This is a genomic window from Mycobacterium sp. GA-1285 (assembly GCF_001499905.1).
Taxonomy (GTDB): Bacteria; Actinomycetota; Actinomycetes; order Mycobacteriales; family Mycobacteriaceae; genus Mycobacterium.
Window position 1 is genome coordinate 104,013 of record NZ_LQIS01000034.1, and the last position, 21,799, is coordinate 125,811.

23 protein-coding genes are annotated in these 21,799 nt (G+C 67.2%); 12 read left to right on the plus strand and 11 right to left on the minus strand.

What is annotated here, in order from left to right; translation table 11 throughout:
* Positions 1–71: 71 nt before the first annotated feature.
* Positions 72–1,133 carry a magnesium/cobalt transporter CorA gene (corA, locus tag AU193_RS16540; RefSeq protein ID WP_064423453.1) on the plus strand — a complete coding sequence of 354 codons (1,062 nt, stop codon included), beginning with the start codon at positions 72–74 and terminating at the stop codon, positions 1,131–1,133.
* Positions 1,134–1,204: 71 nt separating this feature from the next.
* Here the strand turns inward: corA and AU193_RS16545 are convergent, their stop codons facing one another.
* The 6 genes from AU193_RS16545 to AU193_RS16570 all read right to left on the minus strand — a co-directional run bounded on the left by AU193_RS16545 (position 1,205) and on the right by AU193_RS16570 (position 6,937).
* Entirely contained in the window at positions 1,205–1,798 is a 594-nt protein-coding gene (locus AU193_RS16545) for a suppressor of fused domain protein (protein WP_064423454.1), read from the minus strand.
* Positions 1,795–2,988, minus strand: coding sequence for an ABC transporter ATP-binding protein (locus tag AU193_RS16550; protein WP_064423455.1), 1,194 nt, complete (start codon positions 2,986–2,988; stop codon positions 1,795–1,797). The genes AU193_RS16545 and AU193_RS16550 overlap by 4 nt, the downstream gene beginning before the upstream one ends.
* A 4-nt stretch (positions 2,989–2,992) precedes the next feature.
* Positions 2,993–3,829 (minus strand): carbohydrate ABC transporter permease, encoded by an 837-nt coding sequence (locus AU193_RS16555; protein ID WP_064423456.1) that lies wholly within the window; start codon positions 3,827–3,829, stop codon positions 2,993–2,995.
* On the minus strand, positions 3,829–4,758 hold the full coding sequence (locus AU193_RS16560; protein ID WP_064423457.1) for a carbohydrate ABC transporter permease: 930 nt from the start codon (positions 4,756–4,758) through the stop codon (positions 3,829–3,831). Before AU193_RS16560 ends, AU193_RS16555 begins: the two co-directional genes overlap by 1 nt.
* Positions 4,755–6,137 (minus strand): ABC transporter substrate-binding protein, encoded by a 1,383-nt coding sequence (locus AU193_RS16565; protein ID WP_064423458.1) that lies wholly within the window; start codon positions 6,135–6,137, stop codon positions 4,755–4,757. The genes AU193_RS16560 and AU193_RS16565 overlap by 4 nt, the downstream gene beginning before the upstream one ends.
* A 275-nt stretch (positions 6,138–6,412) precedes the next feature.
* Entirely contained in the window at positions 6,413–6,937 is a 525-nt protein-coding gene (locus AU193_RS16570; RefSeq protein WP_064423459.1) for a general stress protein, read from the minus strand.
* A gap of 106 nt (positions 6,938–7,043) precedes the next feature.
* Between AU193_RS16570 and AU193_RS16575 the strand changes: the two genes are divergently transcribed.
* Complete coding sequence (locus tag AU193_RS16575) at positions 7,044–7,733, plus strand: DUF4190 domain-containing protein (protein ID WP_064423460.1); 690 nt, start codon at positions 7,044–7,046, stop codon at positions 7,731–7,733.
* A gap of 3 nt (positions 7,734–7,736) precedes the next feature.
* A complete protein-coding gene (locus AU193_RS16580; RefSeq protein ID WP_082683013.1) occupies positions 7,737–8,192 on the plus strand; it encodes a DUF4190 domain-containing protein in 456 nt (151 codons plus the stop codon).
* A gap of 3 nt (positions 8,193–8,195) precedes the next feature.
* Here the strand turns inward: AU193_RS16580 and AU193_RS16585 are convergent, their stop codons facing one another.
* Complete coding sequence (locus tag AU193_RS16585) at positions 8,196–9,152, minus strand: CoA ester lyase (protein ID WP_156425253.1); 957 nt, start codon at positions 9,150–9,152, stop codon at positions 8,196–8,198.
* A gap of 25 nt (positions 9,153–9,177) precedes the next feature.
* On the opposite strand from AU193_RS16585, the gene AU193_RS16590 reads away from it, so the two are divergent.
* The 5 genes from AU193_RS16590 to AU193_RS16610 all read left to right on the plus strand — a co-directional run bounded on the left by AU193_RS16590 (position 9,178) and on the right by AU193_RS16610 (position 14,466).
* Positions 9,178–10,470: a magnesium transporter MgtE N-terminal domain-containing protein gene (locus tag AU193_RS16590; RefSeq protein ID WP_064423461.1), complete on the plus strand. Its 1,293-nt coding sequence runs from the start codon at positions 9,178–9,180 to the stop codon at positions 10,468–10,470.
* Positions 10,467–11,018: a DUF1003 domain-containing protein gene (locus AU193_RS16595; RefSeq protein ID WP_064423462.1), complete on the plus strand. Its 552-nt coding sequence runs from the start codon at positions 10,467–10,469 to the stop codon at positions 11,016–11,018. The genes AU193_RS16590 and AU193_RS16595 overlap by 4 nt, the downstream gene beginning before the upstream one ends.
* Positions 11,019–11,096: 78 nt before the next feature.
* A complete protein-coding gene (locus tag AU193_RS16600; protein WP_064423463.1) occupies positions 11,097–12,578 on the plus strand; it encodes a lytic transglycosylase domain-containing protein in 1,482 nt (493 codons plus the stop codon).
* A gap of 34 nt (positions 12,579–12,612) precedes the next feature.
* On the plus strand, positions 12,613–13,755 hold the full coding sequence (locus AU193_RS16605; protein WP_064423464.1) for an Mrp/NBP35 family ATP-binding protein: 1,143 nt from the start codon (positions 12,613–12,615) through the stop codon (positions 13,753–13,755).
* A gap of 75 nt (positions 13,756–13,830) precedes the next feature.
* The gene (locus AU193_RS16610) at positions 13,831–14,466 is read left to right on the plus strand and encodes a hypothetical protein (RefSeq protein ID WP_064423598.1); all 636 of its coding nucleotides are present in this window, start codon (positions 13,831–13,833) and stop codon (positions 14,464–14,466) included.
* Between the two features lie 16 nt (positions 14,467–14,482).
* Here the strand turns inward: AU193_RS16610 and tatB are convergent, their stop codons facing one another.
* From tatB to sigE, 4 genes are all read right to left on the minus strand, one after another.
* On the minus strand, positions 14,483–14,887 hold the full coding sequence (tatB, locus tag AU193_RS16615) for a Sec-independent protein translocase protein TatB (protein WP_064423465.1): 405 nt from the start codon (positions 14,885–14,887) through the stop codon (positions 14,483–14,485).
* Between the two features lie 2 nt (positions 14,888–14,889).
* On the minus strand, positions 14,890–16,377 hold the full coding sequence (locus AU193_RS16620) for a S1C family serine protease (protein WP_064423466.1): 1,488 nt from the start codon (positions 16,375–16,377) through the stop codon (positions 14,890–14,892).
* 69 nt (positions 16,378–16,446) lie between these two features.
* On the minus strand, positions 16,447–16,842 hold the full coding sequence (gene rseA, locus AU193_RS16625; RefSeq protein ID WP_064423467.1) for an anti-sigma E factor RseA: 396 nt from the start codon (positions 16,840–16,842) through the stop codon (positions 16,447–16,449).
* Positions 16,843–16,918: 76 nt separating this feature from the next.
* Positions 16,919–17,707, minus strand: a complete 789-nt coding sequence (sigE, locus tag AU193_RS16630) for an RNA polymerase sigma factor SigE (protein WP_064423468.1) — start codon at positions 17,705–17,707, stop codon at positions 16,919–16,921.
* A 176-nt stretch (positions 17,708–17,883) separates the two neighbouring features.
* Here sigE and AU193_RS16635 point away from each other — a divergent pair, with 176 nt between their 5' ends.
* From AU193_RS16635 to AU193_RS16650, 4 genes are all read left to right on the plus strand, one after another.
* Positions 17,884–18,543: an O-methyltransferase gene (locus AU193_RS16635; RefSeq protein ID WP_064423469.1), complete on the plus strand. Its 660-nt coding sequence runs from the start codon at positions 17,884–17,886 to the stop codon at positions 18,541–18,543.
* A 71-nt stretch (positions 18,544–18,614) separates the two neighbouring features.
* The gene (locus AU193_RS16640) at positions 18,615–19,307 is read left to right on the plus strand and encodes a TetR/AcrR family transcriptional regulator (RefSeq protein WP_064423470.1); all 693 of its coding nucleotides are present in this window, start codon (positions 18,615–18,617) and stop codon (positions 19,305–19,307) included.
* Positions 19,273–20,190: an ABC transporter ATP-binding protein gene (locus AU193_RS16645; RefSeq protein ID WP_064423471.1), complete on the plus strand. Its 918-nt coding sequence runs from the start codon at positions 19,273–19,275 to the stop codon at positions 20,188–20,190. Before AU193_RS16640 ends, AU193_RS16645 begins: the two co-directional genes overlap by 35 nt.
* Complete coding sequence (locus tag AU193_RS16650) at positions 20,187–21,797, plus strand: ABC transporter permease (protein ID WP_064423472.1); 1,611 nt, start codon at positions 20,187–20,189, stop codon at positions 21,795–21,797. Before AU193_RS16645 ends, AU193_RS16650 begins: the two co-directional genes overlap by 4 nt.
* Positions 21,798–21,799 lie beyond the last annotated feature (2 nt).

The window sequence follows — 21,799 nt, forward strand, 5'->3', positions numbered from 1 at the left end:
GGGTGTGCGTTGTTCAGGAAGGCTGCGCCGATGCCGTTGTCCAGTCCGGGCCTTCGTCGCGACGTCCGGCCGTGAAGAACAGCCGCGACGGTGTGGCCGCCGACCCAGTCCGCGTGCCCGTGGCGCAGGCGACGGTGGACTGCGGTATCTATTGCGACGGCACGCGACTGCCCGGAAGCTTCACTCACGATGCCGCGCAGGACAAGGTGCACGAGCTGCGCCAAGAAGGCAGGAACGCCTTCGTCTGGATCGGCTTCCATGAACCCGACGAACGCCAGATGCAGACGGTCGCAGACGTGTTCGGCCTGCATGCGCTCGCCGTCGAGGACGCCGTGCACGCACACCAGCGACCGAAGCTGGAACGGTACGACGACACCCTGTTCCTGGTGCTCATGACCGTCACCTACGTCGAACACGAGTCGGTCGCGAAGGCCCGCCAAATCGTCGAGACCGGCGAGGTCATGGTTTTCGTCGGCCCTGACTTCGTGGTGACCGTCCGGCACGGTCAGCACGGCGGACTGGCCGGGGTCCGCAAACGCCTCGAGGCCTCACCTCACCTCCTCGAACTCGGCCCCTATGCGGTGATGCACGCGATCGCCGACCACGTCGTGGACGGCTACCTGGAGGTCACCGAGTCGATCGAAACCGACATCGATGCGATGGAGGAGGACGTCTTCTCGCCGACGAAGCGGACCGACATCGAATGCATCTACCTGCTCAAGCGGGAGATCGTCGAACTCCGCCGCGCGGTGGGCCCGTTGGCCACGGACTTGCAGAGTCTGGGTTCCGAGCACGCCGATCTGGTCGATGTCGAGATCCTCCGGTACATGGGCGACGTACTCGACCACGCCATCAAGGCGTCCGACCGCATCGCCGGCTTCGACGAGGTGCTCACCTCGCTTGTGCAGGCGGCGGTCGGCAAGGTGGCCATGCAGCAGAACACCGACATGCGCAAGATCTCGGCCTATGTCGCGATCGCCGCGGTGCCCACGGCGATCGCCGGCATCTACGGTATGAATTTCGAGCACATGCCTGAACTGTCGGCGACGTGGGGCTACCCCGCGGTGCTGCTGTTGATGGTGGTCATCTGCAGTGTGCTGTTCCGGGCCTTCCGGCACAACCACTGGCTCTAGAACTCGCGAAATTGCATTCCCGCAGGCGCCTTCTCGAGATTCCGCTGCCGGAATGCAATTTCGCGCGGAGCTCAGCTCGGTTTGGCCGCCGGGCGTGCCGGATCGAGCACGTCGACGCCGTCCTGTTGCCACGCCTCGCGCATCGCGTCGGCACCCTTGAGCCGCACCCACGCGGCTTCGGTGGCGGTGATCGGCGTGGCGGCCAACACCTTCACCGGCTCCAGCGGGGCGGTCAAAGGCACATCGCCGATCATGCTGTCGCTCAACAGGAATGCGGTGAACGGGGAGGACTCCCACAGTGGTGTCTCCAGGTCGATCAACGCATCCGGCGCCAGGACGAGCCCTTCCACCGCGGGCGCTGCGGCCACGATCGCGATCGACCGGTGCAGCCCCCGCGGCGATGATCCGCGCAGGGCCACGCTCACCTCCGCGCGCGGACCGTGCACGACGTCGGTCACCATCTCGGTCGGGTCGAACATCGGATGACGTGAACAGCCCAGCGACACATAGTGTGTGACTCCGTCGGGGTCGGGCCCTAAACGAAGCACGTCGATCGTCTCGGTGCCCAGGAACGTGACGCTGGCCTCGTCGGGCTCGGAATCGACGCCGCGCTGGGCGAAATGCTCGCGCAGGTGAGCGCGAACCTTGGCGGGGACGTCGATCACTCGGTCGGCGGCGCGGGTGAATCGGTGTCGGGCAGGCTGAGGTTCCTGCCCGTCTCGGGATCGAAGACCACCAGCTTCGATGTGTCGAACGCCAGCTGGATCGTGTCTCCTTGCCTGGCGGTCGAATCGACCGAAACCCTTGCCACGAATTCATTTTCACCGACGCCGGACTCCGCGGCCAGCTCGGCCAGGTGCGCCGAATGCGCGCCGGCGCCTTCGGTTTTGAAGTGGAGGTACTTGTCGGCGCCCAGCGACTCCACCAGTTCCGCCTTCACGTCGAAGGTCAGGGCCCGAATGCGCGCGTATCCGTCGAGCACCGCGGCGTCCTCGAAATGCTCGGGCCGGACGCCGACGATCACGTTCTTGGGCGCGTTGCGCCGGGTGAGCAGGTCGTAATTCTCCGGGGTGAGGGTGACTTCACCGAACGGCAGCCGCACACCGATGTCGGTGATCGTCGCCGGAAAGAAGTTCATGGCCGGCGAGCCGATGAAGCCGGCGACGAACAGGTTCGCGGGGCGGTTGTAGAGATCCTCGGGAGTCCCGATCTGCTGTGCCACCCCGGCGCGCAGCACCACCACGCGATCGCCCAGCGTCATCGCCTCGGTCTGGTCGTGGGTGACGTAGACCGTGGTGGTGCCCAACCTGTCCTGCAGGCGAGCGATCTCCGAGCGCATCTGCACACGCAGCTTGGCGTCGAGATTCGACAGCGGCTCGTCCATCAGGAAGGCTTTGGGGTCGCGCACGATCGCGCGACCCATCGCGACGCGCTGGCGCTGACCGCCCGACAGCTGACCCGGTTTGCGGTCCAGGAGTTCGCTCAGATCAAGGGTTTTCGCGGCCTCGTCGACCTTGCGGGCGATCTCGTCCTTCTTCAGCTTGGCCAGAGTGAGCGGAAACGCGATGTTCTGCCGGACGGTCATGTGGGGATACAGCGCGTAGGACTGGAAGACCATCGCGATGTCGCGGTCCTTGGGCGCCTTCTCGTTGACGCGCTCGCCGCCGATGCGCAGTTCACCGGAGGTGATGTCCTCCAGGCCCGCGATCATGTTGAGCGTGGTCGATTTACCGCATCCCGACGGGCCGACGAGGATGATGAACTCGCCGTCGGCGATCTTCATCGACAGCTCGTGGACGGCTGTCGCGCCGTTGGGGAAACTCTTCGTCACCCGGTCCAACACAATCTCGGCCATGGAACTACCCCTTCACCGCGCCGGATGTCAGTCCGGCGACGATCCGTCGTTGGAAGATGAGGACAAAGACGATGATCGGGATGGTGATGACCATCGCGCCCGCCGCGATCGATCCCGTCGGTTCCTCGAACTGTGAACTGCCGGTGAAGTTCGCGATCGCCACAGGCGCCGTGATCGCGCGTTCCGTTGCGGTCAGCGACAGTGCCAGAAGCAGGTCGTTCCACGCGAAGATGAACACCAGAATCGCCGCGGTGACGATGCCCGGCGCGGCGAGTGGTGCGATCACCTTGCGGAACGCCAGCGCCGGCGTCGCACCGTCCATCTTGGCCGCCTTCTCCAGATCCCACGGGATCTCCCGGAAGAACGCCGAGAGCGTGTAGATCGCCAGCGGGAGCGCGAAGGTGATGTAGGGGATGATGAGGCCGGGCCAGGTGTCGAAGAGGCCGACCGCGCGCTCGATGTCGAAAAGCGGTGTGACCAGGGAGATGTGGGGGAACATCGCGATCAGCAGGGCGACGCCGATCAGCAGCTGCTTGCCGCGGAACTCGAGTCGCGCGACGGCGTACGCGGCCATACCACCGATCACCACCGCGATGGCGGTGGTGATCAATCCGATACCGATCGAGTTGATCAACGCCGAGGTGAAGATGTTGCCCTGAAATATCGCCTTGTAGTTGTCGAAGGTGATTTCGGCGGGAATCAGCTTGCCGTCCTTGACACTCGAGGTGGGCTTGAGCGACAGGGACAGGATCCACAGCACCGGGAAGAGCGCGTAGACGACGACCAGCACGTTGACGACCGCCCAACCGGTCGCCCGCGATGCACCGACCCGCTCAGCCATCAGCGATTCTCCTCGGCGGCCCCCGGCGCGGCCGCACCGAAGATCTTGATGTAGATGAACGCGATGATCGCCACGCACAGGAAGATCAGCACGCTGATCGCCGAGCCGAGGCCCACGTTGAACGCCTTGAACAGGTTGTCGTATCCCAGGATCGAGACCGAGCCGGTGTTGTTGGCCCCGCCGGTGAGGACGTAGATGTTGTCGAAGATCCGAAACGCGTCGAGGGTGCGGAACAGCAACGCCACCAGGATCGCCGGCTTGATCAGCGGCAGGATCACCTTGATCAGCCGCTTCCAGGCGCCTGCGCCGTCGACCTGGGCGGCGTTGAGCAGATCCTGTGGTACCAGCGCCAATCCGGCCAACAGCAGCAGCGCCATGAACGGCGTCGTCTTCCACACCTCGGCGAGCACCACGATCGCCAGCGACGGAAGCTGTTCGGTCAGTGGCGCACTGCCCTCGGGCAACAGATTTGCCAGGTATCCAGTGCCCGGCGTCCACGCGTAGTACCAGCTGTACGACGCGGCGACCGTCACGATTCCGTACGGGATGAGGATGGCCGTTCGCACGACGCCCTTGCCGAAGATGGTGCGGTGCATCACCAGCGCCAGCGCCAAGCCGAGGACGAACTCGATGGCCACCGAGACGACCGTGATGCCGAGCGTGACGAAAAAGGCTGTCCACCAGTACTGGTCGGTCAGGATGGTGACGTAGTTCTCCAGCCCGATGAACTCGGTGTCCTCGGGTGCGGCCATGTTGTTGCGCTGCAAGCTCAGCCACACCGCGTACGCGATCGGGTAACCGGTCACCGCCAGCATCAGAACGACTGCCGGTGCGATCAGCAGGAGAGCCAACCTCCGCTCTGAGCGGGTGTCGGCGCTGCCGGTCGCGCTCGCTGCGGGTGCGGACGGGGCTGCGGGTGGTGCTGTCATGGGATCAGCCCTTTGCCGTCGATGGCCTTCTGCACCTGCTCGGTGAGCTCGTCGGCGGTGCGCTCCGGGTCGATGTCGGTGATCGGCGCCAGCGTGGCGGAGATGCGGGTCGAAACCGCTTGGTACTGGGGCGTGGCGGGACGCACCGCAGCGTTGGTGAGTTGTTCGCGGATGATCTCGTACTGGGGATATTTCGCCTGGAACACCGGGTCGCTGTACAGCGACGTGCGCACCGCGGGCAGCCCGCCTTCGACGGAGGTGTAGCGCTGGTTCTCCACATCGCGCAGGCATCGAATGGCTTCGAACGCCTCGGCCTTGTGTCGCGTCGTCTTCGCCACGGCGAGATTGAGGCCGCCGATGGTGACCTTTGTCTGCTCTCCCGGTTGCACGCCCGGGTACTGAGCGAATCCCAATACCTCCCTGCTGCGGGCGAATGCGGTCTCGAACTGTTCGTCGCTCGGCGAGAACGTTCCGACGTCGTTGATGCTGTCGGCGAGCGAGGGGTCTTCGTTCAGCGGCAGGAACGACACCCCGCCCTTGATCGCGTTCTCCAGCAGGGACGGCAGCACGTAGGGCCAGTTCACCTCGAGCGCGGCCTTGCCCTGTTCCAGTGCCAGCCGTGCGGTGGTCTCGTCGGTCTGAGTTACCGACGGGTCCGCGCCGGGTGCGGTGGCGACGTTCTTGATGATCTGCAGCGCCTTGACGGTGGCGGCCCGGTGTTCGGGGGTGTCGGTCAGCGTGACGGTTTCGCCGTCGTCGGAAAGCACCTGTCCGCCCGCGCTTTCGAGCAGGGTGTTGAACCAGACGACCAAGCCTTCGTATTGCTTTCCCTGTACCGCAATCCAGCTCGGCTCGCCCGCGGCGTGCAGGCGGGTGGCCTCGGCCACCATGTCGTCCCATGTCGCCGGAGGCTCCGACATCAGATCGGCTCGGTACCAGAGCAATTGGGTGTTGGTCGTAATCGGTGCGGCGTAGAGCTTGTCCTGCCACGTGGCGGTCTCCAGCGGGCCCGGCAACGTGTCGGCCTTCGCGTCGGCCTCGGCTTGGCCGGCCGGATCGTCGGAGAGCGGTAACGCCCAACCGGCTTCGGCGAATTCGGCGGTCCACACCACGTCGAGCGCCATGACGTCGAGGCTTCTGTCGTTTCCGGTCAGCCGCCGCGCGAGCTGAAGCCGTTGATCGTCGGCGCTCTTCGGCAAGCTGACCTGCTGGATGGTGAAGCGCCCGCCGAGCTGGTCGTTACACCGCTTGGCGACGGCCGTGAAAGTCTGCGCCTCGTTGGCGGGCGTGTAGTAGTTGATGACGATGCCGCCGCTGTCGGAACCGCATGCCGTCAGCGTTGAGGCTGCCGTCAGCGCAGCAATCGCCGCAGCACCCATCCGCCGTGGGCCCCCGCGCCTGCTGGGGAAGCGCACCACCGGCCTCCGTCCGCATCGATGTCGCCGCCGCAGCGGCTCCACATCTCGATGTCGCCGCCGGAGCGGCTCCACATCTCGGGAATCTCCCGCGCGCAAACCGTATTGCCACCACCGTGTGGTTTGCAACACCTCGGAGTCGCGCGTCGCGCACCGTTACCCAATCGCGAGCGTTCGCAACATCCGCTTTGGCCGCGGCATGTCGTCTGCAGACCCGCACGCTCGCGAAAAAGGGAGGGTCAGATGGTCAAGCGCGCCAGTAGATCCCGTCCGCGTTCGGCGTTCTGCGGATCGCACAGTACGTCGTAGCGGCCGGCGACGAGCTGCAGTGTAGAGCTGAAATCTCTTGTGCCGCGCGCCATCGCATACGGAATCGCCGATGTGATGAGGCCGAAGAACACGCCGGCGACCAAGCCGGTGGCCAGCGCTGCCCATGGGTTGGGGCTGAAGAACCCGAGAATCAGGCCGATGAACAGACCTAGCCACGCGCCGGTCAACACGCCACCGCCGAGCACCTTGGGCCACGACAACCGGCCGGTGACCCGCTCGACCTGCATCAGGTCGACGCCGACGATCGTCACCTGTTGTACGGGGAACTCCTGGTCCGACAGGTAGTCCACGGCGCGCTGAGCCTCGGCGTATGTCGGATACGAACCGATGGGCCACCCCTTGGGCGGCGTGGGCAATCCCGCGGGGCCACGCCCCAAATTTGGGCTACCCTGCGTTGCGCCGGGATTTGCTCCAGGTTGAAACGGGCTGGTCATCGGTCCTCTATCTCCTCTTTGCCGCGAATCGCTAAGTTGCTGTCTCATAAGGGACAACGCCGCGATGGCCGCAATCGTCCCCGAGAATTGCGCTAGGTTGACAAGCATGACAAATCCCGGGGAGGACGCAGCAAGAAACGCACCATCCGAATCGAGCGGAGGTGCCTCCGAGCAGACGTCCGCCGGCTACGAGGCGCCGCCGATCGAGCAGTCGCAGACCTCGCCGACCGGCCAACCGACAACTCCTTACGGCCACGATTCGAGGTTCGAGCGGCCCGCCGACCAGCCACCCACCTACGGCACGCCGTACCAGACGCCGCCGGCATACGACCCGTCGTCGGGGTATCCGCCGCCTCCGGCCTACGCCCCGCCGCCCCAGGGTGCTTATCCACCTCCGCCGCCCAGTGCCTACCCACCGCCGCCGCCCGGGGTCTATCCCCCGCCCTATCCTGACCCGGCCGACGCCGGCCAGGGGTATCCGCCGCCTTACGGCGCCGCGTCACCGTATGGCACGCCGACCTCCTACAGCGGATACGGCACGCCCGGGTATGCCGGCGGTTACGGCGCGCCGCAGGGAAAGACCAACGGATTGGCCATCGGCTCACTGGTGGCCTCGGCGGTCGGCGTCCTCTGTGGTGTCGGCTCGCTGATCGGCATCGTGCTGGGCATCGTGGCGCTGAACCAGATCAAGACCTCGGGCGACGGCGGCCGCGGATTGGCGATCGCCGGCATCGCCGTCGGCGCGGCAACGCTCCTGCTCAACATCATCGTCACCGTCGCCATGCTGAGCACCTGAGCGGTGAGCACGGGCCCGGACGGGGTCGGGAACACCGGCAGGCCCGACCCGTTCGCACCGGTGGATTACCCCGCCGATGCGGGGCTGCCGCCGCCGGTCGATGCGCCGCACCCGGGCTACCCGCCGCCGTATCCACCTTCCCCGTACCCCTATCAGTCCTACTACCAGCCCGGCGGTTATGAATTCGACCCGTACCGACCGACGCGACCCGGTGGCACGAACGGGATGGCGATCGGCGCGCTGGTGTGCTCGCTCGTGGGAGTGTTCTGCTGCGGGGTGACGTGCATCGTCGGCGTCATCTTCGGTGTCATGGCGATGCGCGAAACCAAGCGCACCGGACAGGACGGCTACGGAATTGCGTTGGCGGGCACGATCATCGGTGGTCTGGCGATCGCCGGCTTCCTCGTGTACATGCTGCTCTACGTGGGCCTGCTCGCCACCGGATGGCAGTCGGTTTGAGCGTCACTGCGGTGGACGGTACGGCTCGCCTTGACGCTGCATGCCTGCGGCGCGGCCCTTTCCGGCGATCACCAGCGCCATCTTGCGGCTCGCCTCGTCGATCATCTCGTCGCCGAGCATGACCGCGCCTCTGGCCCCGCCCGCGCGCGAGGTGTGCCACTCGTAGGCCTCCAGAATCAGTTCGGCGTGGTCGTAGTCCTTCTGCCGGGGACTGAAAAGCTCGTTTCCTGCGGCGATCTGATCGGGGTGCAGTACCCATTTGCCGTCATATCCGAGGGCTGCGGAACGGCCCGCGACGCGGCGGAAGCCGTCGACGTCGCGCACTTTCAGGTAGGGGCCGTCGATAGCGAGCACTCCGTGCGTGCGCGCCGCCACGAGGATTCGCATCAGCACGTGATGGTGCGCATCGCCGATGTCATACCCCTCCGGCTGTTCACCGACCTCGAGCGTGCGCATGTTCAGACTCGCCGCCATGTCGGCGGGCCCCAGCACCAGCGCCTGCACCCGCGGTGCGGCAGCGATCGCGTCAATGTTGGTGAGGCCCTGCGCATTCTCGATCTGCGCCTCGATGCCGATGCCCCCGACGGGCAGGTCGTGAGTGGCCTCGAGCTGGCTCAGCAACAAGTGCAGCGCCTGAATGTGTGAGGCGTCGCTGACCTTGGGCAGAACCACGATGTCCAACGCGGCACCGGCAGTCGACACCACCTCGATGATGTCGGCGTAGGTCCACGGCGTGGTCCAGTCGTTGACGCGCACACCGCGCAGCTGACCGGCCCACCCAGGCTCCGCCAGAGCGGTCGCCGCCCGCGTACGGGCCTCGGCTTTGGCCTCAGGTGCAACGGCGTCCTCGAGATCGAGGAACACCTCGTCGGCGGACAGGGTTTTCGCCTTCTCGACCATCTTCGCGCTGCTCCCGGGAACGGAAAGCACCGTTCGGCGGGGTCGATACCGGTTTTCCACAACCACACTCTCTACCCTTTGATGCATGGCGGCGGTCAACAGGGTCTATGCGGCCCGTCTCGCGGGAATGGTGGTCTTGGGCCCCGACGGCGAGTCCATCGGCCGTGTCCGTGATGTGGTGGTCAGCATCAGCCTGGTCCGCCAGCAACCGCGCGTACTCGGCTTGGTTGTCGAATTGCTCACGCGGCGAAGGATTTTCGTTCCGATCCTGCGGGTCACGTCGATCGATCCCGGTGCCGTGACGCTTGCCACGGGCAGTGTGTCGTTGCGTCGATTCGCCCAGCGTCCCGGCGAGGTGCTCGTGCTGGGCCAGGTGATCGAAACCCGGGTTCGCGTCGACGATCCCGACCTGCCGCAGCTGGCCAACGTCGACGTCATCGTCGTCGACCTGGGCATCGAACAGACGCGCACCCGCGACTGGATGGTCACGAAGGTCGCGGTCCGCCCGCACCGGCGGCTGGGCAGGCGTGTCAATGTGCACGTGGTGGATTGGCAGCACGTTCAAGGGCTGACGCCGTCCGGACTCGCGATGCCCGGCCAGGGGGTTGCGCAACTGCTTGATCAGTTCGAGGGCCAGCGCGCCGTCGAGGTGGCCGAGGCCATCCGGGAACTGCCCCCCAAGCGGCGCTACGAGCTGGTCAACGCCCTCGACGACGAGCGGCTGGCCGACGTGCTGCAGGAATTGCCCGAAGACGACCAGCTCGATGTGCTCAGGCGGCTGCCCGCCGACCGGGCCGCGGACGTTCTCGAGGCAATGGACCCCGACGACGCGGCCGATCTGCTCGGGTCGATGGCGCCGACCGATGCCGAGCAGTTCCTGCGCCGCATGGATCCCGAGGATTCCGAGGACGTCCGCCGCCTACTGGCGCACTCCCCTGACACCGCCGGGGGGTTGATGACGTCCGAGCCTGTGGTTCTGGCACCGGACACCACCGTCGCCGAGGCGCTCGCCCGGGTCCGCGACCCCGACCTCACCCCGGCGTTGGCCTCGTTGGTCTTCGTCACCCGTCCCCCGACGGCCACGCCCACCGGTCACTACCTGGGCTGTGTGCACCTTCAGCGCCTGCTGCGCGAGCCGCCGGCCGATCTGGTCAGCGGAATCGTGGACACCGATCTGCCCAACCTGTCCCCCGATGACTCGCTGGGCGCGGTGACGCGCTACTTCGCGGCCTACAACCTGGTGTGCGGGCCGGTCGTCGACGAGGAGAACCACTTGCTGGGCGCCGTCTCGGTCGACGACGTGCTCGACCACCTGCTGCCCCACGACTGGCGCGAGACCGAGGAGCCCGAGCTCACCGGCGCCGAAGGCACCTCATGACCGATCGCAGCCGACTCGACACCCCGCTGGCCACGCGGCGACGGTTCTCGTTCAACGTCGACCACGACGCGGTCGGCAACTTCAGCGAGTCGATCGCCCGGTTCCTCGGCACCGGCCGGTACCTGGCCTGGCAGACCATCATTGTCATCGTCTGGATCGCGCTGAACCTCTTCGCGGTCGGGTTGCGCTGGGACCCGTACCCGTTCATCCTGCTCAACCTGGCTTTCTCCACCCAGGCGGCATATGCGGCACCGCTGATCCTGCTGGCCCAGAACCGTCAGGAGAACCGGGACCGCGTGTCACTGGACGAAGACCGCCGGCGTGCGCTGCAGACCAAGGCCGACACCGAGTACCTGGCTCGTGAACTGGCCGCGCTGCGGCTTGCGATCGGCGAGGTCGTCACCCGCGACTACCTGCGCAGAGAGCTCGAGGAGATGCGAGAGATGCTGGCCGCAATGCAGCCATCGCCGGGCGAAACAGGCCCCGATGACCGCGGCCGGAGCGACCAGGGCGACCGTCGGGCCAAAAAGTTTGGTGCGGGTAGCTAACGAATTGCTGCAACGCGGCGGTTATTGAGTAGGTATGGTGACTTGGTTCACAAGCGATCGCAAACCTAGGACGGTTGAGTGCACATAAGGGGAGGAGCCGCCCTCAGGGCCGTGCGACGCCAAACGGGGCGTCTGCGGCGTATCCCGGGCCCTCGAGTGCAGAAGCTGGCATCCGCCAACCGCATGCGCGCCGGCATCGGCGTCGCCATCATCACCCCGATCATCCTGGCCGGCAGCGTCGGCGCCTCGGCGCCTTCTCCGCTCACGCCGACCTCGGATGCCGCGGTGACGCCACTGGCCGCCGTCGAACCGTCACCGGGATCCCGGGCGGGCGCATCGGTGGTCGCCGTCGCCAAGGAGCCGATGGCCTTCCACATCGCCGCCTCGACGGTATCCGCTCCTCCGCCCGCCGCGGTGGTGAATTCGCCTGGCGCACTTGGCATTCCAGGAATGGCATTATCGGCATATCGCAATGCCGAGCGCATCATGGCCTCGGCGTACCCCGGCTGCGGCCTCAGCTGGAACCTGTTGGCAGGTATCGGGCGCATCGAGTCGATGCATGCCAACGGAGGCGCAACCGACGCCCGCGGCACCGCCATCCGCCCCATCTTCGGGCCTGCTCTCGACGGCACGCTCCCCGGTAACGAGGTCATCGTGCAAAGCCGCGTTGCCGACCGGGTCACCTACGCCCGCGCCATGGGACCCATGCAGTTCCTCCCCGGCACCTGGTCGCGGTACGCCTCCGACGGCGACGGCGACGGCAAGGCCGAGGTGCAGAACCTGTTCGACTCGTCGCTGGCCGCCGCCCGCTACCTGTGCAGCGGCAACCTGAACCTGCGCGACCCGAACCACGTCATGTCGGCGATCCTGCGGTACAACAACTCCGTGGCCTACGCGCGCAACGTGCTGGGCTGGGCCGCGGCCTACGCGACGGGCGTCGTGCCGATGGACCTTCCTCCGATCACCGGATCGGTTCCGACGCTGGAAGAGACGTCGACCACCACCAACGTGCATCTCACCGATCTGAAGGAATACCAGGGCCTGGGGCCGGGTCTGCCCCTCAACGCGTTGGGGCTGCCCGCCGGCGATCCGTTGGCGTTGATGCCGCTGCTCGAGCGCGATGCGGTGGCCAGTCAGATGGGCAATATGCCGGGCTTCGCCCCTGGTCAGCGGCTTGGACCCCTGCCCGGACCGGCGCCGCAGGCACCGGCGACACCGCAGGCGCCGGCGACACCGCCGCCATGGACACCGCCGTGGATGCAGCCGCAGCGGCCCGAGTGCGCGGTGTTCTGCATCGAGGACAACCCGGCGCCACCGCTGCAACCGGCTCTCGGCGGGCCTGCGGTCGCCCAGCAGATGCTCCCGCCCGGCCCGGCGCCACTGGCGCCGCCCGCTCTGGCGGGGGCTCCGCAGCCGGGACCCGCGCCGGCTCCCGCCGTGGGTGCACCGAGTCCGGCTCAAGCACCGGGTCCGGCACCCGCGCCCGGTCCGGCGGCTCAGCCGGGTCCGGCTCCCGGACCGGTGGCCCAACCGGGCCCGGCTCCCGGTCCGGCCGGTTAAGGGCCACCGCCGAGTCGGCCTAGACTCGACGGTGATGTCTCAAACACCCCCTGAGCTGGAAGCCGCGATCCGTCGCGCGCTGGCCAAGGTGATCGACCCCGAGCTGCGGCGGCCGATCACCGAACTCGGCATGGTCAAGAACGTCACCGTCGAACGTGACGGGGCGGTCCATGTCGAGGTCTACCTGACCACCGCTGCCTGCCCGAAGAAGACGGAGATCTCCGATCAGGTCGGCCGGGCCGTCGCCGACGTCCCCGGAACCGGCGCCGTCCGGGTCAGCCTCGACGTGATGAACGACGAACAGCGCACCGAATTGCGCAAGCAACTGCGCGGCGATTCGCGTGAGCCGGTCATCCCGTTCGCCCAGCCCGGTTCGCTGACCCGCGTCTACGCGGTGGCCTCCGGTAAGGGTGGCGTCGGCAAGTCCAGCGTCACCGTGAACCTCGCCGCGGCGATGGCCGCCCGCGGCGTATCGGTCGGCGTGCTCGACGCCGACATCTACGGGCACTCCGTTCCCCGCATGATGGGCATCACCGACCGGCCCACCCAGGTCGAGTCGATGATCGTTCCGCCGGTCGCCCACGACGTGCGGGTGATCTCCATCGCGATGTTCACGCAGGGCAACACCCCGGTGGTCTGGCGAGGCCCGATGCTGCACCGTGCACTGCAGCAATTCCTCGCCGACGTGTATTGGGGCGACCTGGACGTGCTGCTGCTTGACCTGCCGCCGGGCACCGGCGACGTCGCGATCTCGGTGGCCCAGCTGATCCCGGGCGCGGAGATCCTGGTGGTGACGACGCCCCAGCTAGCCGCCGCCGAGGTGGCCGAACGCGCCGGCGCGATCGCCCTGCAGACCCGCCAGCGCATCGTCGGCGTGGTGGAGAACATGTCCGGGCTGACGTTGCCCGACGGCACGACCATGCAGATCTTCGGTGAAGGCGGCGGCAAACAGGTCGCCGAGCGGTTGTCGCGTGCGATCGGCGCCGACGTGCCGTTGCTGGGCCAGGTGCCGCTCGACCCTGCTCTGGTGACCGCGGGTGACTCCGGTGTCCCGCTGGTGCTCTACGCGCCGGACTCGGCGGCGGGTAAGGAGCTGCGCAGCGTCGCCGATGCCCTGTCCAGCCGCAAGCGCGGACTGGCGGGGATGTCGCTGGGCCTGGACCCGGCCGGTCGATAACGGTCTCGTGTCCGAGACCGAACTCCGTCACACCCTGTTCGACAAGGCGTTACAGTGCTGTTCGTGGGTGGGGCGATGTTAGCCAACGGGCGGGGCAAGTTGCTGGCCCTCGTCGCATCCATCACGCTGTCGGTCGCCCTGTTCTACGCCCAGACCGCGGAACCGCCCGCACCGCAGGCCACTCCTCCCGCGGCCGAGCAGGTCGGGCATCCGGATGCCCGGCCGGCGCCCGCCCCGCCGGTCAACACGCCCACCGAAGCGGAGTTGCTCGCGGCCAGTGCTCCTGTCGCCACCGCGGCCACCCCGTTCGAGTTGCCCGCCGGCATTGCGCCCGAGAACGGATTGCAGGTCAACACCATTCGGGTGGCCCGCGCGATCAGCGTGTTGTTCCCCGAAGTCACGACGATCGGCGGATATCGCCAGGATCCGCTGCCGTGGCATCCCAATGGCCTGGCCATCGACGTGATGATCCCGAACCACGGCAGCGAAGAGGGCATCGCGCTCGGCAACCAGATCGCCGGGATCGCGTTGGCGAACGCCAAGCGCTGGGGTGTGATCCACGTGATCTGGCGGCAGGGCTTCTACCCCGGCGTCGGGGCTCCCAGTTGGACGGCGGACTACGGCAACGAGACCGCCAACCACTTCGACCATGTCCACATCGCCACCAACGGCGGCGGATTCCCGACCGGCGACGAGCACTACTTCATCTGAGCCCGCGCACGCTCCGTCACGTGGCGTCGGTGTCGAACGGTGTCGTCGCCGGCGCGTGCGGAGATGCGGACGGCGTCGACTGCGGAGGTGACTCCGGTGGGGAGACCGGTTTGTCGGTCTGCTTACGGTCGAAATTGCCGGTGAAGATCGAGTCGTCCCCGTCGAGCAGATGTTTGGTGAGCGCGGCGCGCGGCGTCATACCGCGCAACTTGCTGAGCTCGCTCAAGGGCTCGCGCAGGTCGTCGAACTCCGGTCCGAGGTCTTCGCGCAGTTGGCTGGTGGCGCCGCTGATGTAATCGCGGGCTTGGCGCAGCGCGCCCGTCGTCCACCGGATCGCGCCGGGTAGCCGCTCAGGCCCCAGGATCACCAAACCGGCGATCACCAGGATCATCATCTCGCCCCAGCCGATGTTGGCGAACATCGCTAGGTGTTGTCGGGACCGGGGTTGACGGTCAGTGTCACCCGCCGGCCGTCACGCATCACCTCGATCGGCGCGTCCTGGCCGATCTTGAGCTGACGCACGGCGACGACGAACTCGTCGGCGTCTGCCACTGTCCGGTCGCCGACCTTGACCACGACGTCGTTTTCGAGGATGCCCGCCTTCTCCGCCGGGCTGCCGGCCTTGACGTTGGCCACCTGGGCGCCGGAGGCGATGTCGTTGCTGACCGAGCGGGCGGTCAGGCCCAGCGTCGGGTGCGCGATCTTGCCGTCGCGGATGAGCGAATCGACGACCGTCTTGACCTCGTTGATCGGGATCGCGAACCCCAGCCCGCTGGCGCTGTCGGACAGCGACTTACCTGCGGTGTTGATGCCGATCACGTTGCCGTTCATGTCGATGAGGGGACCACCGGAGTTGCCGTGGTTGATCGGCGCATCGGTCTGCAGACCGTCGATCACGGTGTCGGTGTCCGAGCCGTCGCCCGACAGCGGCACCGGGCGGTGCAGCGCGCTGATGATTCCGGCGGTGACGGTGCTGCGCAGGCCCAGCGGGGCGCCCGCGGCAATCACCTCGTCGCCGACGCGCAGCTTGTCCGAATCGCCCATCTGAGCGACGGTCAGGTTGTCCACGTTGTCGACCTTCAGCACGGCCAGGTCGGTTTTCGGGTCGCGGCCCACGAGGTTGGCGGGCACCTCTTTGCCGTCGTTGAAGACGATCTTCATCTTGTACTTGCTCGGGTTGTTCGCGGCCTCGGAGATCACGTGGTTGTTGGTCACGATGTAACCGCGTCCGTCGATGACGACGCCGGAGCCCTGCGAACCCTCCTGATCACTGGTCGCCTCCACCGTCACCACCGAATCAGCAACGGCTGCAGCGACTTTGGCGATTTGACCCTCGGGCGGCGGGCCGCTGTCGGAGGTGTTCAGCGTGACCTTCGACGTGGTGAACGCCTCAACCACCTCGGCGGTCTTGCGGCCCACCCACCCGCCTGCGAAACCGATCACCAGGGCGATGATGGCCAACACCGCCAGCGCGACGTAGGACACCCTGCCGCCGAACAGCACGTCGCGCACGCCCAACTTGCCGGTGGGCACATTGGCCTGGGTCCGCGGCGGCTCGTGGACGGCGGGGGCTCCCAGAGCGGCAGGTGCCGACGGATCCCGCCATGGGTCGGCGGCCACGTCGTCGGCGTCCTGGTCGCGCTCAGCCTCGAGCGCGCCCGCATCGGCGGGATGGCGCTGCAGCGAGTCGCCGCCGGGATAAGGCTTGCCGAACGCCTCGGCCAGCACCGGATCGGGTGGCTGGTTGGTTGGCGTGAACTCGCCTTGGTCGCGATACTTGTCGAGCCCCACGAACGAACCTTCGACGCCGTTGGGCCTGCCGAACGCGCGCTGCGCCGCCGGATCGACGGGCGGCCGCGAGACGGGGCGGGGGTCCAGGCGTTCGCGCCTGCTCTGGTCCAGATTGGTCACCCGGTCATCACCCTCTGTGAAAGCGCCCGCCTATGCCGGCGCGGATCGCTGCTCGTGTTCGCACTTACCCTACCGGCGCTTACGTCGAAGACGTTGTGCGCTGTCAGCAAACTGTGACTGCGGCGACTCGACGGGCGGCTCCGGCGGAGCGTGGCGCGGGATCTCAGACAACAGCCCCAGCAGTGAGCTCGGCATGGCGACCGGCCGGGATTCCCGCAACGCCGCGCGCGCCTGCCGCTGGGCTTCGACCTCCGCCGCGCACTGCGGACACAACGACAAGTGGTGGGCGGCGCGAAGGTGGGGCGTCAGCCGTAGTTCACCGTCGACGAAGGCGGCGACGGCCTCTGTCGAGAGGTGTTCGGTGGAGCCGAACTGTCGCGGGCCGACCGGCGCGTCGCTCTGGGAGGCGAACTGGGAGGGCAACCACGAGAAGGCCCGACGGAACACGTGTCCCGGGTCGACCATCGCCCAGCTCCTCTCACTGCGTGTCACGGCGTCAATTCGAATGTAGCGCGGCGCGCCGTGCGCAAGCCCGCGAATGTCAGGCCGTCTTGGCCGCGTCGCCGGGGCGAGCCGACGAGGCGGTCTCGCCGTGGTTGGCCAGGTAGTCGCGAAGGGCCTGCCTACCGCGGTGGATACGGCTGCGCACGGTACCCAGCTTGACGTCGAGCGTCGCGCCGATCTCCTCGTAGGACAGTCCCTCGATGTCGCACAGCACGACGGCGGCGCGAAACTCCGGCGGCAACGAATCCAGCGCCGCCTGCAGGTCAGGGCCGAGCCGCGAGTCGTGGTAGATCTGCTCGGGGTTCGGATCGTCGGCGGGGACCCGGTCGTAGTCCTCGGGCAGCGCCTCCATGCGGATGCGCCCGCGCCTGCGCACCATGTCCAGGAACAGGTTCGTGGTGATGCGGTGCAGCCAGCCCTCGAAGGTGCCCGGCTGGTAGTTCTGCAGGGACCGGAACACGCGGATGAACGTCTCCTGCGTGAGGTCCTCGGCGTCGTGCTGATTACCCGACAGACGATAAGCCAGCCGGTACACCCGGTCGGCGTGCTGGCGCACCAGCTCGTCCCACGAGGGCATGGTCGATTTGTCGCCCGTGGCGTCGAACACCGCGGTGCCGGTCATTTCGTCGGAAGGCTCGACCCACTCGCCGTCCCTGAACTGTTCGAGATGGGACATCGAAGTCGGCGCCATCTTGATGGTGGTCGTCAGATCCTCCTGGTCACAGCCGCCATCACGGTGCGGCGGTTCGCTACTGCCCAAAACGCGGAGATCCGCGTAGGTATTCCCTGGTAGGTCCCCGGGATGCCAACGTCCGCCGTTTTCCATGGGACATACCGTCTCCGACCGTTCCGTGCCTGGCATATGAGCAAACTGAACATTTCCTGAGAAAGCTTTTCTACCCATTTCCGACGTGCGTGAACCCATTGAGAATTCGTGCGATCCGGTCGACGGGAACGGGCGTGTCGCGATGCTGGCCCCCACCGGTTGGCTACGCTGCGGGCATGGCCGGCACCGACGACGTCATTGGGCCGCACAGTCGTGCCGAATCCATCGTGTTGCACGCCGAGCAGTCCATCTCCGAGGACGCCATTGTCGCTGCGGCGCGCGAACGCGCGCTCGACATCGGCGCGGGCGCCGTCACTCCCGCCGTCGGCGCCTTGCTCTGCGTGTTCGCCAAGCTGACCTCCGCCAAGGCCGTCGTGGAAGTCGGCACGGGCGCCGGGGTCAGTGGCCTGTGGCTGCTGTCGGGTATGCGTGAAGACGGTGTGTTGACCACCATCGACGTCGAACCAGAGCATCAGCGCATCGCCAAACAGGCGTTCAGCGAGGCCGGGATCGGCCCGGGGCGCAGCCGGCTGATCAGCGGACGCGCTCAAGAAGTGCTGACCCGCCTCGCCGACGAGTCTTATGACCTGGTGTTCGTCGATGCCGATCCGTTGGACCAGCCGCAATTCGTCGCCGAAGGTGTCCGGTTGTTGCGTCCGGGCGGCGCGATCGTCTTGCACCGCGCCGCGCTCGGGGGCCGCGCCGGCGACGCCACCGCCAACGACGCCGAGGTTGCGGCCGTACGCGAGGCCACCCGGCTGATCGCCGAAGACGAACGGCTCACGCCGGTGTTGATCCCCTTGGGCGACGGGCTGCTCGCCGCCGCACGCGACTGATTCACAACCAACCGCAATGCTCGCGACCATCCCCTTGACCGCGTACTGAACAGCCGTTTAGCATACTGAACATGCGTTCAGTACCCGAAGATCGAACCGCCGCCGCGCGAATCCGCGACGCAGCGATCGAACAGTGGGGCCAACACGGCTTCGCGGTCGGGCTTCGCGCGATCGGCGAGGCGGCCGGAGTCTCGGCGCCGCTGGTCATTCATCACTTCGGCTCGAAGCAGGGCCTGCGCAGGGCATGTGACGCCTACGTCGCCGAAGTGATCCGGGAGGCGAAGTCGGGGTCGCTGCAGACGCACGACCCCGCCACCTGGCTGACCCAGATGGCCGACATCGAGTCCTACGCGCCGTTGATGGCCTACCTGGTGCGCAGCCTGCAGTCCGGCACCGAGCTCGCCAAGGGGTTCTGGCAACAGATGATCGACAACGCCGAGCGCTACCTCGACGACGGCGTTCGCTCCGGCTTGCTCAAGCCGAGCCGTGATCCACGGGCCAGGGCCAGGTTCCTGTCGATGGCCAGCGGCGGGGGCTTCTTGCTGTATCTGCAACTGCACCCGTCCGGTGACCTGCGCGAAGCGCTTCGCGACTACGCCGAGGAGATGGTGCTACCGGCCCTCGAGCTCTACTCCGAAGGGTTGATGACCGATTCGACGATGTACGAAGCCTTCCTCGCACAACGCGAGAAGGGCGTCCCGTTCAGCACCCTGAAGGAAGGAGACCGCGATGACGGCTCAGATCGCAAGGCCGCGGCGAACTGACGACGCGGCAGTCGAAATCCGCGGGCTCGTCAAGGCTTTCGGACACACCAAGGCGCTCGACGGGTTGGACCTCACCGTCACCTCCGGACAGATCACCGGGTTCCTCGGCCCGAACGGTGCGGGCAAGTCGACGACGCTGCGCGTGCTGCTCGGGCTGTTGCGGGCCGACAGCGGCTCGGTGCGGCTGCTCGGCGGCGATCCGTGGCGCGACGCGGTGGAGTTGCACCGGCGCATCGCCTACGTGCCGGGCGATGTGACGTTGTGGCCCAACCTGACCGGGCTGCAGGCTATCGACTTTCTGGCCCGGCTTCGCGGCAACGGCGTGGACAAGGTTCGCCGCGATCAGCTGATCGAGCGCTTCGAACTCGATCCGCACAAGAAGGCCCGCACGTACTCCAAGGGCAATCGGCAGAAGGTCGCGATCGTCGCCGCGTTCTCGACCAACGCCGAGCTCTACATCCTCGACGAGCCGACCTCAGGCCTGGATCCATTGATGGAGAGGGTCTTTCAGAACTGTGTCGCAGAAGTCGCCGAGCTCGGCGCGGCGGTATTGCTGTCCAGTCACATCCTGGCCGAGGTCGAGAAGCTCTGCGACCACGTCACGATCATCCGCGCCGGCCGGACCGTGCGGTCCGGTGCCCTCGACGAGTTGCGACACCTGATGCGCACGACCATTTCCGTCCGCACCCGCCAGGACGGTCGACGGCTCCGCCAGGCCCCCTTCGCGCACGACTTCGCCATCACCGACGGCCACTACGTCTTCTCGGTCGACCGCCACGACCTCGATCTCGCGATGGGCCATCTCAGCGACCTCGGAATCATCGACCTGACCGTCACGCCGGCCTCGCTCGAAGACATGTTCCTGCGGGAGTACGTGCGATGACCGCCGCTGTTGGCGCCCGGCGTCCGGCACGGCGCACCCAATCGGTGTGGACCGGCACCGCGCTGTTGCTGCGCCTCGCGCTGAGCCGCGACCGGGTAAGGCTCGGCATCTGGGTGGCCGTGCTGACGCTGCTGATGGCCTACGCGCCCGCTGCGGTCAGACTCGCCTATCCGGAAGAGGCGCAACGCCTCTCGCGGGTGAACCTGATGAAGACGCCTGCCGGGATTATGTTGGGCGGGCCGATGTTCGGCGGCAACGAAACCGACATCGGTGCGATGATGGCGAACGAGATGACGATGACGCTGATTGTCGCGACCTCGATTCTGGCCATTCTCACCGTGATACGCCACACGCGGGCCGAAGAGGAAAGCGGCGCAGCGGAGTTGGTGCTGTCGTCGGTCGTCGGCAGATACGCTCGGACCGCGGCGGCGCTGCTCTTGGTCGGTGCCGTCAACGTCGTGCTGACGGTGACGATGGCGCTGGCGACGACCGTCAGCGGGTTCGGCGTCGTCGACGCCGTGGCATTGTGCGCCGGTGTCACCGGCGTCGCGATGGTGTTCGGTGCCGTCGCAGCCGTCACCGCGCAGTTATGGCGGCAGGCGCGAACCGCGACCGGGGCGGCGATGGCTGCATTGGCGGTTGCCGCGCTGGTCCGCGGGATCGGCGACGTCATCGACAACTCGGGCAGTGCTTTGAGCTGGTTCTCGCCGATCGCGTGGGCCCAGCAGATGCGCGCGTTCGTCGACTTGCGGTGGTGGCCGCTCGCCCTGCTGGTCGCGCTCACCGTCGCCCTTGTTGTGCTGGCCGCGGTGTTGGAGGGCAGACGGCAGTACGACGACGGCACGCTGCCGTCGACCGGCGAACGCCCCGGCGCACGACCGATCCACGGCGTCGTAGGCCTGCACTTGACGCTGCAACGCGGTCAGACCGTCGCCTGGAGTATCGGGTTGTTCCTGGGCGGCCTCGCCTTCGGGTCGATGACCAGATCCCTGCTCGACGCGTCCGAGACCAACGAGGTGATTCGACTGGTGATCGCGCAGCAGGGCATCGACAGTGTCTACACCACAATGACGCAGTTCCTCGCAACCGCGGCGAGCGCCTACGCCGTCGCCGCCGTGTTGCGGGTGTACACCGACGAGGAGCGAGGGCTCGGGGAGGTGGTGCTGGCCGGGTCGGTGTCGCGGTGGCGCTGGCTGTCCACGGCGGTCGCGTCGGCGGTGATCGGCTCGACGGTGCTGATGTTCTTCGCGGGCCTCGGCAATGGGCTGGGCGCAGGCGTCACCATCGGTGAGCCGGCGACCGTTCCGCGGTTGACCTTGGCAGCGCTGGCTTTCGTTCCGGCCATGGCCGTGATGGCGGGTGTGGCGGCGTTCGCCGTCGCGGTGCGGCGACCCTGGCTGGCGTGGCTGGCCGTTGCGTTCGTCGCCGTCTCGCTGTACCTCGGGGCGTTGCTGCGGTTGCCTCGGTGGGTGATCGACCTGTCACCGGTCAGCCGCACCACGGCTCCGGGGGAATTTCCGGTGACCGCGCTCGTCGTCTTGGTCGTCGTCGCCGCCGCATTGACGTGGGTTGCGGCTGCCCTGTACCGGCGCCGCGACGTGGTGTGAGG